General features: G+C 43.6%; 14 protein-coding genes. 11 read left to right on the top strand and 3 right to left on the bottom strand.

Annotated elements, in window-relative coordinates:
• Nucleotides 1–15: 15 nt before the first annotated feature.
• The 4 genes from serB (at nt 16) to ACWM1W_RS15085 (ending at nt 4,057) form a co-directional block, all read left to right on the top strand.
• Entirely contained in the window at nt 16–1,236 is a 1,221-nt protein-coding gene (serB, locus tag ACWM1W_RS15100; protein ID WP_004781413.1) for a phosphoserine phosphatase SerB, read from the top strand.
• 417 nt (nt 1,237–1,653) lie between these two features.
• Nucleotides 1,654–1,989, top strand: a complete 336-nt coding sequence (gene aciT / locus ACWM1W_RS15095) for a ciprofloxacin tolerance protein AciT (protein WP_004781415.1) — start codon at nt 1,654–1,656, stop codon at nt 1,987–1,989.
• 140 nt (nt 1,990–2,129) lie between these two features.
• Entirely contained in the window at nt 2,130–2,609 is a 480-nt protein-coding gene (locus tag ACWM1W_RS15090) for an SCP2 sterol-binding domain-containing protein (RefSeq protein ID WP_004781417.1), read from the top strand.
• A gap of 143 nt (nt 2,610–2,752) precedes the next feature.
• On the top strand, nt 2,753–4,057 hold the full coding sequence (locus ACWM1W_RS15085) for an IS4 family transposase (protein WP_159124039.1): 1,305 nt from the start codon (nt 2,753–2,755) through the stop codon (nt 4,055–4,057).
• Nucleotides 4,058–4,111: 54 nt separating this feature from the next.
• Here ACWM1W_RS15085 and dtd read toward each other — a convergent pair whose 3' ends face one another.
• Nucleotides 4,112–4,552: a D-aminoacyl-tRNA deacylase gene (gene dtd / locus ACWM1W_RS15080; protein WP_175966567.1), complete on the bottom strand. Its 441-nt coding sequence runs from the start codon at nt 4,550–4,552 to the stop codon at nt 4,112–4,114.
• Nucleotides 4,553–4,779: 227 nt separating this feature from the next.
• On the opposite strand from dtd, the gene ACWM1W_RS15075 reads away from it, so the two are divergent.
• The 6 genes from ACWM1W_RS15075 to ACWM1W_RS15050 all read left to right on the top strand — a co-directional run bounded on the left by ACWM1W_RS15075 (nt 4,780) and on the right by ACWM1W_RS15050 (nt 11,440).
• On the top strand, nt 4,780–6,294 hold the full coding sequence (locus ACWM1W_RS15075) for a catalase (RefSeq protein ID WP_448765278.1): 1,515 nt from the start codon (nt 4,780–4,782) through the stop codon (nt 6,292–6,294).
• A gap of 186 nt (nt 6,295–6,480) precedes the next feature.
• Nucleotides 6,481–7,008, top strand: a complete 528-nt coding sequence (locus ACWM1W_RS15070; protein WP_312316604.1) for an ankyrin repeat domain-containing protein — start codon at nt 6,481–6,483, stop codon at nt 7,006–7,008.
• Nucleotides 7,009–7,136: 128 nt separating this feature from the next.
• Entirely contained in the window at nt 7,137–8,342 is a 1,206-nt protein-coding gene (pncB, locus tag ACWM1W_RS15065) for a nicotinate phosphoribosyltransferase (protein ID WP_180033946.1), read from the top strand.
• Nucleotides 8,343–8,521: 179 nt separating this feature from the next.
• Nucleotides 8,522–9,370 (top strand): sulfurtransferase, encoded by an 849-nt coding sequence (locus ACWM1W_RS15060; protein ID WP_341120859.1) that lies wholly within the window; start codon nt 8,522–8,524, stop codon nt 9,368–9,370.
• On the top strand, nt 9,367–10,218 hold the full coding sequence (gene asd, locus ACWM1W_RS15055; protein ID WP_341120850.1) for an archaetidylserine decarboxylase: 852 nt from the start codon (nt 9,367–9,369) through the stop codon (nt 10,216–10,218). Before ACWM1W_RS15060 ends, asd begins: the two co-directional genes overlap by 4 nt.
• Nucleotides 10,219–10,477: 259 nt before the next feature.
• Nucleotides 10,478–11,440 (top strand): IS30 family transposase, encoded by a 963-nt coding sequence (locus tag ACWM1W_RS15050; protein WP_104425752.1) that lies wholly within the window; start codon nt 10,478–10,480, stop codon nt 11,438–11,440.
• Between the two features lie 16 nt (nt 11,441–11,456).
• Here ACWM1W_RS15050 and ACWM1W_RS15045 read toward each other — a convergent pair whose 3' ends face one another.
• Nucleotides 11,457–12,071 (bottom strand): SPOR domain-containing protein, encoded by a 615-nt coding sequence (locus ACWM1W_RS15045; RefSeq protein ID WP_005232743.1) that lies wholly within the window; start codon nt 12,069–12,071, stop codon nt 11,457–11,459.
• Nucleotides 12,072–12,384: 313 nt separating this feature from the next.
• On the bottom strand, nt 12,385–14,175 hold the full coding sequence (gene argS, locus ACWM1W_RS15040) for an arginine--tRNA ligase (protein ID WP_448765279.1): 1,791 nt from the start codon (nt 14,173–14,175) through the stop codon (nt 12,385–12,387).
• Nucleotides 14,176–14,428: 253 nt separating this feature from the next.
• Between argS and ACWM1W_RS15035 the strand changes: the two genes are divergently transcribed.
• Nucleotides 14,429–14,716 carry a DUF2798 domain-containing protein gene (locus ACWM1W_RS15035; protein ID WP_448765280.1) on the top strand — a complete coding sequence of 96 codons (288 nt, stop codon included), beginning with the start codon at nt 14,429–14,431 and terminating at the stop codon, nt 14,714–14,716.
• Nucleotides 14,717–14,768 lie beyond the last annotated feature (52 nt).

Genomic DNA, 14,768 nt, shown 5'->3' with positions numbered 1-14,768 from the left:
GACCCGAGTCAATTCATGCGAGAAATCATTCTTATATCATTCTTAGGACCCGACCAGCCTAATCAATTTACACGATTAATGCAGGTTTTGTCCGCTCATTCCTTACAGATTCTAGATGTGGGGCAAGCGGTCATTCATAATCAACTGACCTTAGGTATTGTTGTATCGTCTGATGACCAAACTGCAACAGCATTAGCCATGAAGGAAATCCTGATTCTAGCACATGATATCGGGTTAACAGTGCGCTTTAAACCAATCTCTGCTGCTGAATATGAACAGTGGGTAAGAGAGGGCGGCCGCACGCGTTATATCGTAACGGCATTGGCCCCGGAATTAAATGCCTCTCATCTGCAAGCCGTGACCCAGATTGTGTCGAGTCAGGGCTTCAATATTGAAACCGTGACCCGTCTTTCTGGCCGTCCTGAGCTGGATGGTTCCAATACTGGCCCTAAACGTGCCTGTGTACAGTTTGGTCTGAAAGGCCAGATGCTGGATGCAGCAGCCATGCGTGCAGCCTGCTTAAGCCTGTCGAATAACCTGAATGTCGATGTGGCAGTACAAGAAGATAATGCTTACCGCCGTAATCGCCGTCTGGTCTGCTTTGACATGGACTCGACCCTGATCGAGCAGGAAGTGATTGATGAGCTGGCGATCGAAGCAGGTGTCGGTATTCAAGTCTCTGAAATTACTGAACGCGCGATGCAGGGCGAGCTGGACTTCCAGCAAAGTTTCCGCGCTCGTGTTGCTTTATTAAAAGGCATGGATGCATCGGTATTGCCAAAAATTGCAGAACGTCTGACCGTGACTGAAGGTGCAGAACGTCTGATTTCAACCCTGAAAGCACTGGGCTACCGTACTGCGATTCTGTCTGGCGGATTCCAGTATTTTGCAGAATATCTGCAAGCCAAACTAGGAATTGATGAAGTTCATGCCAACATTCTGGATGTGCAGAATGGCGTGGTGACAGGCGAAGTCAAAGGTCATATTGTGGATGGCGCACGCAAGGCTTTATTGCTCCGTGAAATTGCCGACAATATGGGAATTTCTCTGGAGCAGACCATCGCTGTGGGTGATGGTGCCAATGACCTACCAATGCTTTCAATTGCGGGTCTAGGGGTGGCTTTCCGTGCCAAACCTTTGGTTCGTCAGAATGCCAATCAGGCCATTTCTAGTGTGGGGCTGGATGGCGTGCTCTACCTGCTCGGTGTACATGATAAAGATCTGAGCCGCGCGTAATACATAGCTTTGCGGTAAAATCCAACGCGGCCTTAGGGTCGCGTTTTTTTATATTTTTAGCTTAACTTTTATCGAGGGACGGCGCAGCTTGTCTATAAATACCCCGATCATCTTAAACGGAAAATATTTTTTTTAAGTCGATGAAAGGGCATATGATTTTGTAATGACACGCCAACATCGACGCAGCAATTGATCCACAAATACTGTGAAAATAAAAAATGTAATGACAAAATAATATCGCGACAGAGTATGTCGTAAGGGGATAAAACAGGACTTTTTTTATGCAAAAAACTCAGCATAATGCATGCATAGAGATACAAATCAACACATTCCATTTTATTGATTTAACGAAATTCAATAGGTAGTACGGTTGCAATATCAAGCATACACACTATCCTTTTGGATGGAGGGGTTTATATGGTAACAGCGAATCTAGCAACTCTCGTAGGCTTTAGTTTAGTCGCCGCGGCTGTGCTTGCTGTTTTCTTCTCGCCTTATCGTCGCTGGTTAAGTTTTATGGCTGCGGGAATGCTGGCCTGGGGCCTGATCGAAGTGATTCGAGTAGGTACTCAAGCCTTGTTTGAGCTCCCGATGACATATAGCTATCTGACAGCTTTAACGACCGTGATGGTCGTAGTGACCTTACTGTTATTGCGTGAAGATCGACGTGCAGAGCGTGCTTTGGCTAAACGCCGTTATATCGAACATACACCAGTGTATGAAGATGACCAGCAGCAGCTATCTAGCCGTTAAGTTCTCTAATATCAGCGAAATAATGCACCTGCGGGTGCATTTTTCGTTTAGAAATATGATACAAAGTCCTGCATCTGCCTAGCTTTGATCTATGCTAGGATATTTGTCAATTTTCGTACAATTAGAATAGGCATAATTCCATGAAACTGTCCTCCATTCCTGTGCTCAAACTTCCTCTGGTTGACCTCAGTACCGATCCACTTGATTTGCTGGTCGCAGGTCTTGCATTACGTATGAAGCAGTTAGCACGCACCAGCCCGAAATTTATTGAATTGGTACATGAACGCCAGTTCCGTATCCAGATCGGAACAGATGAGGGAATGGCACGTCAGATCGTTGTGAATAATGGTCATATCGATACTGTTTCAGGTGATGCAGAGAAAGCTGATTTTGTGCTGCAATTTGCTGATAGTGAACAGGGTGTAAAAACGTTGCTTAAAGGTGATCCGACTGCATTCATGACCGGTATGCAAAGTGGCACGATTAAAATGGAAGGTGATTTTGGTCTGCTAGTCTGGTTTAACCAGGTTGCGAAAATGATTCCGCCTAAACTGCCAAAACCGGTCAAAGATAAAGTGAAAATGGCACGTCAGTTTATTAAAGAGAAAACTGGTAAATAACTCCTAATTCCCCTGCTTTAATTAAAGGAGGGGTTAGGGGAGGATTATCATATAAAAGCCCACATTTGAGTAATGCCAGTCAGTTAAGCAGACATTAGAAAAATGTAGTAAAAATGAGTGTATGCCAATACGCTCATTTTTTTATGACTTTATCTGAAAATTTAGATTGTACTCTTCAACATTCTCTACCTTCACTTAGCCATTTCAGTGAATTCATTGATTTAAATTGGATTGAAGAGAGCCTGCGTCAAACAGGTAAGGCTTCTATCAGGAGAAGAAAATTACCTGCCGAACATGTGGTATGGCTGGTGATTGGGCTTGCCCTGTTTCGAGATCAACCGATCGGGTATGTGGTAGAGCAACTAAAACTTGTGTTTGGTACCACAGAATATTGCGTTCCCAGTGCAGCAGTACAAGCACGACAACGCTTAGGGCGAGAGCCCTTGAATGCCTTGTTTTCTCTACTCAGCCAAGCCTGGTTTGAAGAATCCCAACAGCAATACTCAAACTTTCATGGCCTTAGTGTATGTGCTGTTGACGGGGTGGTTTGGTCTATGCCTTATACAGATGAGAATTTTGCACACTTTGGCTCATCTAAGGGTAAAACTGCGGTAGCACCTTATCCGCAAGTGAGAGCAACCTGTCTGGTGAATACCAACACCCATGAAATCATTGATGCCCAAATAGGTAGCATGGATCAAGGTGAACTTACACTGGCAAATCGATTATGTCCTCCATCGCATAGTATTACTCTGTTTGATCGAGCCTATTTTTCTGCTGATTTTCTAATAGGATGGCAAACACGTGCAGAGGCAAGCCATTGGCTTATGCGCGCAAAAGATAATTTACGCTATGAGATCATTAAGCGTAATTCCCAGCATGACTTTCATATCAGGATGCCAATATCAGCAAGAGCCAAGAAGCTGAATTCAACATTAGGGGATTATTGGGAAGCGCGTTTGATTGAAGTTGAGCAGGCAGGAAAAATTAGACGCTATATCACTTCATTAATAGATTCAAAGATATATCCACTGCTAGCCTTAGCAAAGCTTTATGCTCAGCGCTGGGAAATAGAAATGTGTTACCGAGAAATCAAAAGTGATTTACAGGAAAGTAAGCATTTGAGGAGCAAGCAACCTGATTTAATTTATCAAGAATTATGGGGTGTCTTCATTGCTTATAATATTCTAAGAAGACAAATGAAATATATGGCTCAACGTGCAAAAGTCAGTCCTTTGAGAATCAGCTTTCATATTGCATCTATCGGCATCCTTAATATATTAAGATTCGACTCTTTAGACTCCGCAGGGAATTTACCCAAACATCTAGAAAGTTTACTGGAGAAATCTAGGAGGTATGTTTTGCCTGAGAGGAGGGTTAGAAGTTGCCCAAGAGTTGTGAAAGGTAAACCACTGAAATACCCAAGAAAATGCCAGTCAATTTCTTAACTGACTGGCATTACTCATTTAGAGGGCTTTTTTTCATTCTGAAACAATGACGGTTTATTCAACTTCCAGATTAAACGTTACCGGTCCATCATTGATCAGATGCACTTTCATATCGGCCGCAAAAATACCGGTTTGTACATTTTCGAACTGGCTTTGCGCATATTCAACTAACTGTTCATATAAGGCCTTGGCATCGCTTGGCGGCATGGCTGGACCAAAATCTGGACGTAAGCCTTTTTGGGTTTGCGCCATCAAGGTAAATTGGGACACCAGTAGTAAACCGCCACCGGCCTGACTGACATTCCAGCCCATCTTGCCTTGCTCATCATCAAAGAAGCGATATTTCAATATTTTATCAATCAGTTTTTTGCCTTTTTCCAGATTATCTTCTTTACCTAAGCCCAGAAAAACCAGAATACCTTTGCCAATTTCTCCGGTGGTTTCACCATCGACCACGACTTTGGCTTCGAGTACCCGTTGTAATAATGCACGCATAATCAATTTCAGTCAGATTCAAAATTGCCGCCATTGTAGCAAGATCAGACTCATCTATTATTAAGTTAATGTCTAAAAAATGGGCTTAATTTATTGATTATCATTGATAATATTTTAAATTATCTAAAAACACGATCATAATAATAAAAATTATCTGTTTTATCTATTTTTTGCTCTCAAGTATCTTAGCTGCATGAAGGAAAGGTATTAAATTGAGAGATTTAGAAATGTTTAAGCGCTCATTACTTGTTGCAATGCTTGCAACGGTGACAGCTGCACAAGCTGCGCCATTAACCAAAGATAACGGGGCACCTGTCGGTGATAACCAAAACTCGATCACTGCGGGTCCACAAGGTCCAACTTTGTTGCAAGATGTACAACTGGTTCAAAAACTGCAACGTTTTGGCCGTGAGCGCATTCCTGAACGTGTGGTTCACGCACGTGGTACAGGTGCTTATGGTGAATTCGTTACTACGAAAGATCTGTCTGATTTAACAATTGCTTCTTTATTCAAGGCCGGTACCAAAACTCCAGTTTTTGTGCGCATGTCTACCGTCATTCATGGTAAAGGTTCACCAGAAACCCTACGTGATCCTCACGGTTTCGCCATCAAATTCTATACTCAGGAAGGTAACTGGGACTTGGTCGGTAACCAGACGCCAGTCTTCTTTATCCGTGATGCGATCAAATTCCCGGATTTCATCCACGCGATGAAACCAAGCCCGGTCACCAATGTACAAGATGCCAACCGTGTGTTTGACTTCTTGTCTAGCCAGCCTTGGGCAACCAACATGCTGACTTATGTTTATGGCAAGCAAGGTGTCCCAACCAGCTACCGCGAACAGGACGGTTTCGGTGTACATGCCTACAAACTGTATAACGACAAAGGCGAATACAAGTACGTAAAATTCAACTTCCGCTCTAAACAGGGTGTGAAGGGCCTGAACGTCAAAGAAGCGGCTGTTCAACAAGGTAAAGATTTCAACCACTTGACCAACGATCTTTATAACAACATCTATGCAGGTAATTTCCCGAAATGGGATCTATATATTCAGGTGCTTGATCCTAAAGATCTGAACAGCTTTGATTTCGATCCGCTAGATCCAACCAAAATCTGGCCAACCAATCTGGTTCCAGAAGTAAAAATCGGTACATTGACGCTGAACCGTATGCCGAAGAACTTCTTCAATGAAACTGAACAGGCTGCATTTGCGCCAGGTAATCTGGTACCAGGTATCGAACCATCTGAAGACCGTTTGCTTCAAGGCCGTATCTTCTCTTATTCAGATACACAGATGTACCGTCTAGGTGCTAACCATCAGCAAATTCCGGTAAACCGTCCTGTGGTGAATGTAAACAACAATAACCAGGAAGGTCACATGAATGTGTCTGAACGTGACTCTGATGTGAACTACGAGCCAAGCCGTAAAGAGCCTAAACCGGCGACTGAAAAAGCGCGTGCAGTTGAAACGCCATTGACTGGTCATGTTCAGCAGGTCGGTACTAAAGAGCAAAACTTCAAGCAAGCCGGTGAACTTTACCGCTCTTATACTGCCAAAGAAAAAGATGACCTGATCATGAATCTGGCGGCTGACTTAGGCAATGTCAAAGATTCAGAAACCAAGCACATCATGTTGTCTTACTTCTATAAGGCAGATGCGGACTACGGTATGCGTATGACCAAAGCTGTAAATGGCGACATCGCCATTGTTAAGGCCAAAGCTGCAAAATTAAAAGACTAATTCCGATTGGTCTTGAGGAACTAGTGACTAGGGCATAGCGCATCACCTCCAAAAAGTCCTGTAATACTCCAAACCTTTCCTGCACCCTAGGGGGAGTTTTACAGGCACTCCGTTTTTTATTTCATCTCAGGTCAATTGAGTCTTTAGAGACTTAAATTTTCCTTTCGATTTCTATTGGAGTTCATCATGAAAGTTCTGCCATATGCATTTTTAGCCAGTATTCTTGCTTTTAGCTCCGCATTCGCAACTGCTGCTGAAGTGAAGAATGTCTCCCCTGCAAAAACTGCGGCAAGCGTTCAGATGACCTCACAACAGGAATTGATCGATCTATTTTTTGCTGCCGCTAAAATCGGCAATAGCGAAGTGATCAATGAATTTTTAAAACACGGCTTTCCAGTCGATGTACGTAATCAAGATGGTTATACCCCGTTGATGATGGCGACCTATTATGGCCATCAGGATATTGTGACCACCTTACTGGCCAAAGGGGCAGACCGCTGCGCCCGGGACAATCGTGGCAATACCGCCTTGATGGGCGCCTTGTTTAAAATGGAATTTGCCATTGCCAAACAGCTGCGTCAGGTAGACTGTGATGCCCAAGCCAAGAAAACCGGGCAAAAAACCACAGCTGAATTTGCCAAGGTGATCGGTCAGGAAAAGCAGCTACAGAAAATTATCAAGGAACAGGAAAACGGGCTGAAAGCAGCCAAATGACCGGGCAGGAAGCAGTTTATTTTCTTGAACTTTTGTCGATAATTCAGCTAGCTGTACGTAAATCCTGCAATATTGCCTAAACTTTTATGCTTTAATGCGGGATAAGCACAGCGATATTTCCCTTAGTTATGGCTCCAATTATCCACTCTTTATTAGATACTGACTTGTATAAATTCACCATGCTACAAGTGGTATTACACAAGTTTCCGCAAACGCATAGTGTCTATCATTTCCGTTGTCGCAATCTGGAAGACACGGAATATCCACTGACGGATATTCTGGATGATTTGAATCACCAACTGGATTTGCTGTGTCAGCTCAAATTTAAAGAAGACGAATTACAATATTTACGCAGCCTGCGTTTTATCAAAAGCGATTTTGTGGATTATTTGGAACTATTCCAGCTTAAACGCCGTTTTATTAAGGCCACCATCGACAATGAAGGCCGCCTGGATATTACTATTGAAGGCCCCATGGTTCAGGCAATGATGTTTGAAATCTTTGTACTGGCCATTGTGAATGAACTGTATTTCAGTCGTATCCGTACACCTGAAGTGCGGGCTGAAGGTGAGCGTCGTTTAAAAGCTAAAATTGAGCTTTTAAAACAGTATGATGCCGAGCAGAACCCGAATGATCCACCATTCCTGGTCTCGGACTTTGGTACCCGTCGTCGTTATAGTTTTGATTGGCAAAAGCATGTCGTCGAAGAATTCAATAAAGCTGCACCACACGTGTTCCGTGGGACCAGTAATGTGTATTTAGCCAAAGAGTTGGGTATTACCCCGATTGGCACCATGGCGCATGAATTTCTGCAAGCCTTTCAGGCGTTAGATGTGCGTCTGCGTAATTTCCAGAAAGCCGCCCTGGAAACCTGGGTGCAAGAATACCGTGGTGACCTTGGAATTGCCTTAACCGATGTAGTCGGTATGGATGCTTTCCTGCGTGACTTTGACCTGTACTTTGCGAAACTGTTTGATGGCTTGCGTCATGACAGTGGCGACCCGTATGAATGGGGTGACAAAGCTTATGCACATTATAAAAAGCTGAAAATTGACAGTAAGACCAAGATGCTGACTTTTAGTGATGGTCTGAATCTGGAAAAAGCTTGGAAATTACATCAATACTTTAAGGATCGCTTTCAGGTCAGTTTCGGGATTGGCACTAATCTGACCAATGATATGGGGCAGACACCGCTAAATATCGTATTGAAACTGGTGGAATGTAACCGTCAATCCGTGGCGAAAATCTCCGATAGCCCAGGCAAAACCATGACGGATAATGATACCTTCCTGGCATATTTGCGTCAGGTATTCAATATCTCAGAACCTGCCTAAAAATATCTGCTTTATTCAAAAAAACCGCTTCAATCATGAGGCGGTTTTTTCTTAGAGGATGGTCCTTCTTGAATTAGCTTTAGCTAAAATTATGCTAAGGATCTAGATAAAAACAACATAATTGAAAAAATGAGCTGTGCTAAGATCAAAAGGATTTGACCGCAATGACAACTACTAAGATGACAGCTTCCGCCTTTGACTTTGGTCTGCTGATTGAAGCAGAAGATTTGGTTCCACATTTGGGACACGAAAAACTTCGAATTGTTGATTTAAGCCGGGCGTCGGTTTATGAACAATTCCATATTCCACATGCCTTACATCTGCAATCCAAGCTGCTGGTTCATCAGGAGGAAACAGCCATGGGCCTGTTACCGGATGCGGAAGGGCTGGAAGCTTTAATTCGTTACCTGAACATTTCTCCTGACCATCATGTCGTGGCTTATGATGATGAAGGCGGTGCGTGGGCAGGGCGTCTGCTCTGGAACCTGCATTGTTTGGGCTTTGAAAATACCAGTTTACTCAATGGCGGTATCCATGCCTGGCTGGGTGCAGGACTACCGACTTCATCAGATCAGGAAACGTTTACACCTGTCGATCATCTGGTTCCGGTTAATCTTGAAAGAAAGGCTGAATTTCAGATCGATTATAATGAACTAAAACAACTCATTGAAAATGAAAATATTCAGTTATGGGATTGCCGTACAGAAGATGAATATACTGGCCTTCGTTTGGCCGCGCGACGCGGTGGTCACATCCCGGGTGCACGTCATTTTGAGTGGAGTACTGCCCTTAACCGGCAAAATCATTTAAAATTACATCCTTTACCACGTACTCAGCAGCGTCTGGAACAACTGGGATTTGATCTGGATCAACCAGTTGTGGTGTATTGTCAGTCCCATCACCGTTCAGGTCTGGCTTATATTCTGGGTCGCTTATTCGGCTGGAAAATTCGAGCCTATGATGGTGCGTGGAGTGAATGGGGCAACCGCCTCGATAGTCCAATCGCTACAGGAGAGGTGCCATCTTGAGCATCACATCGCGTCTAAAACAACAACTGTTTATCCAGGCCCAAAAGGTGGTGCCACAGCATCGCCTGTCCCGTGTGGTGGGAAAAATTGCAGCCAGCGAAAATCCGATTGTAAAAACAGCCGTGATCGCAGCGTTCAAGACCAAATACGGGATTGATATGTCGATTGCTGAGCAGACGAATGCCTTAAAATTCAAATCATTTAATGATTTCTTTACCCGTGGACTAAGAACCGGGGTGCGTGCGGTCGATGCTGATTCAACTGCGATTGTGTCTCCGGCAGATGGCGCGATTTCCCAACTGGGTAAAATTGAAAATGGCAATGTGTTCCAAGCCAAAGGTCAGAAGTTTACGGTTGAAAACCTGATTGCTGATCCGCAACTGGCACAGCCATTCAAGAATGGTGAGTTTGCGACAGTGTATCTGTCACCACGTGACTATCACCGTGTCCATATGCCATTTTCCGGGACTCTGACTGAAACTTTATATGTACCGGGTGAACTGTTCTCAGTCAACCAGACCACGGCCGAAAATATTCCGGGCCTGTTTGCCCGTAATGAACGTATGGTATGTCTGTTTGATACCGAACTTGGTCGTATGGCAGTGGTTCTAGTTGGCGCGATGATTGTGGCTGGCATTGAAACTGTAGCGACTGGCAAAGTAAAACCCTCTGGCCGTATTGAGCTAAACCAGCATAATCTTTTCTTAGAAAAAGGTGCCGAGCTGGGCCGTTTTTACCTAGGTTCAACCGCTGTTATTCTGTTTGAAGAAAACAAGATGCAATGGGATGAGAAGTTTAAAGCCAATTCAACCGTATTGATGGGTGAGGCGCTAGGTCACACTATTTAAGTTCCCAAAGCCTCCCTTTTTTAAAGGGAGGTTGGAGGGATTAAATATTTGCTGACTCAGAATAAGTAAATTCCCCTCATTCCCCTTTTATTAAAGGGGGAGATTTTCTCTCCTTTTAGGAGAGGGAAAAAAAGCGCCATCTGGCGCTTTTTATATTCGCAGATTCAAATACCAAGTGCGACATATTTGTAGTTAGTTGAAAAAGTTAGGTGTATTAAAATCATTAGACTTTTTTCAACTCGCAATTGGAAAGCACCCAATGAAGAAATACACCCAACTTTCTCAAGATGAAAGATACGAAATTTATGCTGCTTTGAAAAGCAAATCTTCAATCTCTACCCTTGCCAGGGAGCTTGGACGTTCTCGATCAACCCTTTATCGTGAGATCAAAAGAAATACTGGAAAACGTGGATATCGAGCTCAACAGGCAGAGAAATTTTCAAGTCAAAGACGATATCGATCCTCTTCACAAATGACGGATTTTGCTCTCGTTTATATTCGTTATCTGATTGGCTTAGATTGGTCTCCTGAGCAAATTTCAGGTGCTTTAACACAACGAGGTTGGCTTGATGTGCCTTCACATGAATGGATTTATCAGTACGTCTATCTAGATAAATCTAAAGGCGGTAAGCTCCACATTCATTTAAGACATCAAAAGAAATATCGTAAACGAGGCTATAAAAATACAGACCGTAGAGGCCAACTCGTTGATAGAACAAGTATTCACTGTCGCGATGAGGTCATCGAGAAACGTCAACGCCTAGGTGATTTTGAAGGTGATACCGTGATAGGCAAGAATCACAAGGGGGCATTATTAACTCTGGTTGAGCGCAAAAGCTTGTATGTACATATCGTTCATTTGGGACAAACTAGAACCACAACTAAAACGATCTCGTGTGCTTTAGCATGTTTGCGCAGCAGTCATGCCTACAGTGTAACCTTTGATAATGGTAAGGAGTTCTCCGAGCACCGGCGGATAACGGAAGCAGGAATAGAGACGTACTTTGCAGATCCATACAAGTCGATTCAACGAGCCAGAAATGAAAATACCAATGGTCTGATCAGGCAATATCTGCCAAAATCATCTTCGTTTGATGAAGTGTCAAATGAACAAATAGAGCAGATAGAATTTGCTCTCAATCATCGCCCTAGAAAAACACTAGGCTGGTATACGCCTAGTGAAGTTATGGCTGGTTTTTATACTGTTGCACTTGCTGCTTGAATCCGCCATTTAAACCTTATCGTTTGACCACGATCGAATCAATACCACTATGCTGTAAGGTTTGCTGTGCAATAATCGCAGATTCTGCTGAATCATAAGGTCCAGACACGACACGATACCAAACCTTGCCATTTTCCACGCTGCGGACTACATCTGCAGATAAACCGTTGAGAATAATTTCTGCACGGCGGGCATCTGCCTGATCCGGGTCATCAAAACTACGAACTTGTAAAATATAGCTTGCAGAAGCAGGAGTTGGGGCTTCGGTTGCATCCAGACCTGGCTCAGTTGCTGTTTCTGATTCATCAACTTCAGGTCTTGGTGCCTCTACAATCACCACTGCTTCCTGATTTTTTGCTTCAGGAACCGCCTTTTCAGGAATCGGTGTCACTTGCTGCTGTGGCAACAGATCATAAAAACGGTAGTCTTTATTGGTATCTTCTTCTTGAGAATGCTCAGCCGTAGCCTGGTTTTTAGGTTTAACAGGTTCCCATGGCTTCCACAGCATGAGTGCCATTAAAAAACTTAACACGATTAAAATGATCACGAGTGTGCCGAGCCAGGTAGGAATAAGTGGCTTTTTGGGCTTATTCGGTCTTTCAGATACACCGCGCTGCGTTTTTCCAAACACTTGGGATTTCCTCTTATTTATCGGGGCAAATAGAAAAGGCATAACAGCAGTTATGCCCCTACTATAACTTCATCCTATGTGATCATGATAGAAAAGTCATTATCTAGATCACAAATCACACAGAATTTTAATTTATCTACATCTTCAAGCACATAGCTAACGTTACAAAATGTTTATTCAGCAGATAAACGGCAATGACTAGCATGCTTACTTCAAGCACAGCTCTCGCCTTGCGAGCATGCAAAACAGTGTTTTGCTTACATGCTCACTTCGAGCAGAGCTCTTCGCCTTGCGTCAATGTAAAAGCAGTGCTTTACATTGACTCAGGCGCAGATACACCAAGCAGTTCCAGACCGTTACGCAGCACTTGGCGAACATTTACAGATAACAATAAACGTGCCTGAGTTAATTCTGCATCATCGCCCAGAACCTTGTTGTCGTTGTACCAGCCATGGAACAGCGCAGCCAGCTCTTTCAGGTAGTTACCAATCTGATGCGGTTCATAGCTGTTTGCAGCACGAACAACAATCTCTGGATAAGCTGCCAGTTTTGCCAGAATTTCAGTCTCCGCTTCCAGCTCAAGTTTGGCTGCCAGACCACGTGCAGTGGCTGCATCAAAGTTCACACCTGTAGAGGCTGCCTTTTCTAACATACGGCAGATCCGCGCATGCGCATACTGGATGTAATACACGGCATTGTCCTTGCTTTGAGATACGGCAAGGTCAAGGTCGAAGTCAATGTGCTGTTCAGATTTACGCATGACATAGTAGAAACGCGCTGCATCATTCCCGACCTCTTTGCGCAGGTCACGTAAAGTCACGAACTGGCCTGAACGAGAGGACATCTGTACCATCTCGCCACCACGCCACAGGCTGACAAACTGAACCAGAAGTACAGTCAGTTTTTTCGAGTCATAGCCCAGAGCATCAATCGCGGCTTTTACACGTGCGATATAACCGTGGTGGTCTGAACCCCAGATATCTATAATATCGGTATAGCCACGTTGTAATTTGTTTAGGTGATACGCAATATCAGAGGCGAAATAAGTGGTTTGACCATTACGGCGTTTAACCACGCGGTCTTTTTCATCACCAAATTCAGTTGACTTGAACCAGATGTTGCCATCTTTTTCATACAGGAAGCCTCGCTGATCTAGAGTTTGTAACGCTTCATCAATTTTTTCAGTTAAAGTCGCTTCACTGAACCATTGATTGAAAGTCACCCCGAATTCACCGAGGTCATCTTTAATATCATCAAGGATGGCTTTTAACGCAGCCTGATGGAAGACGCGGTAACCTTCATTTAATAAAGTTTGTAAGTTAAAGATCAGGCCATCAATGTGTTTTTCTTTATCGCCTGAAATAACCACTTTATTGCCTTCAGCATCTGGTTCGGCAGCGTACTGTACATCTTCAGGGACGTCTTTATAAACGTCTGCAACAGGGCGAACATAGATATAGCCGTCTTTATCAATAATGCTTTGTGCGATTTCTTTGACGTAGTCACCTTGATAGGCATTTTTCGGGAACACCAGTTCCTGACCCGTCAATTCTAAATAACGTAAATAAGTTGAAGTCGCCAGAATATCCATCTGACGGCCAGCGTCATTGACATAATATTCACGGTCAACTTTGGCACCTGTCGCTTCAAGCAGATTTGCAACAGTCATACCATAAGCAGCGCCACGACCATGACCTACGTGCAGGCTGGAAGTCGGGTTCGCAGAAACAAATTCAACCTGAACGCGTTTTTCCGCATTGGCCTGGGTACGACCATACGTTGCCTGTTGAGCCTGAATCTGATCCAGCACAGCAAAACGCTGGTCTGCATTTAAAAAGAAGTTAATAAAGCCTGGGCCTGCAATTTCTGCCTTGCTGATATCCGCCACTTCAGGTAGGGCAGCAAGGATTTTTTCTGCTAAATCACGCGGTTTCATACCCGCAGCTTTAGACGCGATCATGGCAATATTTGATGCAAAGTCACCGTGGCTGCGGTCTTTGGTACGCGTCAAATTACTTGTATTGTTCCAGTCAGATGGGAGTACGTTTTGTGCCTGTAAAGTTTGCACTGCATGATCGAGAGCTGCTTGGATTGCCGTATTCATAATCAGTCGAAAATAGATATCGCAGAAAAACAGCAAATATAGCAAATTTCCGGCTCTTTAGGTAAAACCATTTATGGGGAATAAAAAATATACGATTAACAGCCTATGGTTTCTATCCATCGGTCGGTCATCAATGAAGGATCACATGAGAAAGAGGAGAATAAATAAGTTGCAAACTTTGCTATAAAAAATGAATCATCCAGCAATCAAAATGGCCTATATTAGCCTGATTGAAACAATAAAAAGAGTCAGCATGGATTCAAAACAGCGCCCGACCATCATCGGCAATATTCCCAAACTTCCAGCCAAATGGGCCTTGGTCATTGTGCCTTTTATCTTGTCCTGCCTGATGAGTGGGATTATTTCCATGATCAACATGCTGCGCAATCTGGGCTGGATTGAAGGCTTTATAGCGCTCTGGTTTCATAACTGGATGATTTCCTGGGCAATTGCTTTTCCAATTGTGGTAACGCTTTTGCCTTTTGTACGCAAATTTGCTGGATTGCTGGTCGATATGTCAGGAAATCAGCCACCCAAATAATTGTTTTCTATCAATGAGAATTAAGAAAGAAGTTTTAGAAGGTAAAAAGCAT

The sequence above is a fragment of the Acinetobacter sp. TW_SC_4 genome (assembly GCF_054861205.1).
This window is presented reverse-complemented; position numbering and strand designations above follow the sequence as displayed.

Coding starts and splice junctions, on each gene's coding strand:
- ACWM1W_RS15035 (WP_448765280.1), top strand. CDS start 14,429: ATGGATTCAAAACAGCGCCCGACCATCATCGGCAATATTCCCAAACTT.
- ACWM1W_RS15060 (WP_341120859.1), top strand. CDS start 8,522: ATGACAGCTTCCGCCTTTGACTTTGGTCTGCTGATTGAAGCAGAAGAT.
- dtd (WP_175966567.1), bottom strand. CDS start 4,552: ATGCGTGCATTATTACAACGGGTACTCGAAGCCAAAGTCGTGGTCGAT.
- ACWM1W_RS15090 (WP_004781417.1), top strand. CDS start 2,130: ATGAAACTGTCCTCCATTCCTGTGCTCAAACTTCCTCTGGTTGACCTC.
- ACWM1W_RS15070 (WP_312316604.1), top strand. CDS start 6,481: ATGAAAGTTCTGCCATATGCATTTTTAGCCAGTATTCTTGCTTTTAGC.
- ACWM1W_RS15075 (WP_448765278.1), top strand. CDS start 4,780: ATGTTTAAGCGCTCATTACTTGTTGCAATGCTTGCAACGGTGACAGCT.
- pncB (WP_180033946.1), top strand. CDS start 7,137: ATGGCTCCAATTATCCACTCTTTATTAGATACTGACTTGTATAAATTC.
- ACWM1W_RS15085 (WP_159124039.1), top strand. CDS start 2,753: ATGACTTTATCTGAAAATTTAGATTGTACTCTTCAACATTCTCTACCT.
- serB (WP_004781413.1), top strand. CDS start 16: ATGCGAGAAATCATTCTTATATCATTCTTAGGACCCGACCAGCCTAAT.
- aciT (WP_004781415.1), top strand. CDS start 1,654: ATGGTAACAGCGAATCTAGCAACTCTCGTAGGCTTTAGTTTAGTCGCC.
- ACWM1W_RS15050 (WP_104425752.1), top strand. CDS start 10,478: ATGAAGAAATACACCCAACTTTCTCAAGATGAAAGATACGAAATTTAT.
- argS (WP_448765279.1), bottom strand. CDS start 14,175: ATGAATACGGCAATCCAAGCAGCTCTCGATCATGCAGTGCAAACTTTA.